Origin of the sequence: Methanocalculus sp., assembly GCF_029762515.1 — an archaeon.
Classification (GTDB): domain Archaea; phylum Halobacteriota; class Methanomicrobia; order Methanomicrobiales; family Methanocorpusculaceae; genus Methanocalculus.
The window spans coordinates 1-2,306 of record NZ_JARVGN010000366.1; the positions used below are offsets into that span (position 1 = coordinate 1).

Below are 2,306 nucleotides of genomic sequence, written 5' to 3' on the forward strand. Positions count from 1 at the left end.
GGTGAGGGCGACAAAGACCTTCCTCTCCTCGATGAGTGCTTCTTTATCAAGGAACTCAGCAGAATGTGCAATCTCGGTCCTTCGTGGGTCGCTGAACTTCTCACGGATCTCCCTAGTCTCTTCCTTTACAACCGAGAGGATTGCTGCCTCACTTGAGAGAAGTTCCATGAGCCGTGCAATCTCTGCTTCAAGGGCATTCTTCTCATCCTCAATCTTCTGGCGTTCAAGTGCTGCAAGCCTCCGAAGCTGCATCTTCAGGATCGCATCTGCCTGGATCTCATCGAGCCCGAACCGGGAGATTAAGGCGACACCCGCTTCTTCCACCGATGCCGAGGCCCTGATGGTTGCGATCACTTCATCAATTCTGTCAAGGGCAATTAAGAGGCCAACGAGGATATGGAACCTGTCACGAGCCTTTCTGAGCTCAAACTCCGATCTCCGCCTGACAACCTCCACCCGGTGGGCGAGGAAGTACCGGAGCATATCGGTGAGCGGCAGCACCTTCGGCTGGCCATCGACGATCGAGAGGTTGATGACCCCGAATGTGGTCTGGAGCTGGGTATGCTTATACAGGAGATTCAAAACCACCTGGGCATTGATCCCTTTCTTCAGCTCGATGACAATCCTGATGCCGTCCTTGTCAGATTCGTCACGGAGATCGCTGATCCCCTCGATCTTCTTCTCACGTACGAGATCAGCGATATTCTCGATCATCCGTGCCTTATTGACCTGGTAGGGGATCTCGCTGATGATGATCCGTTCCAGATCCCGCTTGCCGGTCTCGATCTCGGAGACGCCACGGACGATGATCCGTCCGTATCCGGTGGTATAGGCGTTCATGATGCCGGCAGATCCCATGATCATGCCGCCGGTCGGGAAATCCGGACCCGGCATGATCGAGAGGATCTCCTGTGGAGATATCTCCGGATTATCGATGAACTGTTCAACGAGAGTGCAGACCTCGCCCAGGTTGTGGGGAGGCATGTTGGTTGCCATTCCAACCGCAATTCCGCTTGTTCCGTTGACAAGAAGGTTCGGGATGCGGGCAGGAAGAACTGTCGGCTCCTGCGTCGATCCATCGAAGTTCGGGATGAAATTGACCGTCTCCTTCTCGATATCTATCAGGAGCGCCTCAGCCGCTTTTGTAAGCCGGGCTTCGGTGTACCTCATTGCGGCAGCAGAGTCGCCATCAATCGAGCCGAAGTTCCCCTGCCCTTCAACAAGCATGTACCGGTAGCTGAAGGGCTGGGCCATCTTCACGAGGGTATCGTAGATGGCGGAGTCACCGTGAGGGTGGTAGTTCTCCATCGTGGCGGCGACCGCCTTGACGGATTTTCTAAATGGCTTGTCAGAGGTGTTCCCTGACCCCCACATCGCATAGAGGGTACGCCGGTGTACTGGTTTCAGACCATCGCGGACATCGGGGATCGCACGGCCGATGATGACGCTCATCGCGTAATCGATGTAGCTCTTCTTCATCTCCTCTTCGATTGGAACCGAAATAACCCGTCCCACTGGCGGCATTGCCGGTTCTTCAGATGTCAAGGTTCTTCACCTCCCCTGCATGGCGTTTGATGAAATCTTTCCTGGCAGATACATTCTCGCCCATAAGTTTCTCGAAGATATCATTTGCGTGAATCGCATCCTCGATCCTGACCTGTTTCAGCACCCTGCGTTCGGGATCCATCGTCGTCTCCCAGAGCTGGGATGCATTCATCTCACCAAGACCCTTGTACCGCTGGACATGGACACCGGTCTCACCCATCTCACCGACCGCCTTTCGCATCTCCTCCTCGCGGAAGACATAGACCTCCTTCTTCCCACGTGCAATGCGGTAGAGAGGAGGCTGGGCGAGGTAGATATAGCCGAGATCGATCAGCTCCTTCATGTACCTGTAGAAGAAGGTGAGGAGGAGTGTGCTGATGTGAGCACCATCGACATCCGCATCGGTCATGATGATGATTGCGTGGTACCGGGCACGTTCGGGATTGAAATTTGTGCCGATACCGGTTCCAATCGCAGAAATTAGCGTGTTGATCTCGAGGTTCTTTAAGATTTTATGTTCGGTTGCCTTCTCGACATTGAGGATCTTTCCCCTGAGAGGAAGAATCGCCTGGAATCTGCGGTTTCTCCCCTGCTTTGCCGATCCGCCTGCCGAATCTCCCTCGACGATATACAGCTCGCTCTTTGAGGGGTCGCGTTCGGAACAGTCGGCAAGCTTGCCGGGAAGTGTGGATGACTCAAGAGTGCTCTTTCTCCGGGCAAGTTCCCGTGCATTGCGTGCCGCTTCACGGGCACGGGCCGCT

General features: G+C 54.7%; 2 protein-coding genes. Both read right to left on the reverse strand.

All coding sequences use genetic code 11. The features are described 5' to 3' along the window. The coding region (locus QCH34_RS10975; RefSeq protein ID WP_300334077.1) for a DNA topoisomerase (ATP-hydrolyzing) at positions 1-1,524 on the reverse strand (1,524 nt) is incomplete at its 3' end. 10 nt (positions 1,525-1,534) lie between these two features. After that, positions 1,535-2,306 (reverse strand): toprim domain-containing protein (locus tag QCH34_RS10980; RefSeq protein WP_300334074.1); only part of this gene is annotated, 772 nt, incomplete at its 5' end.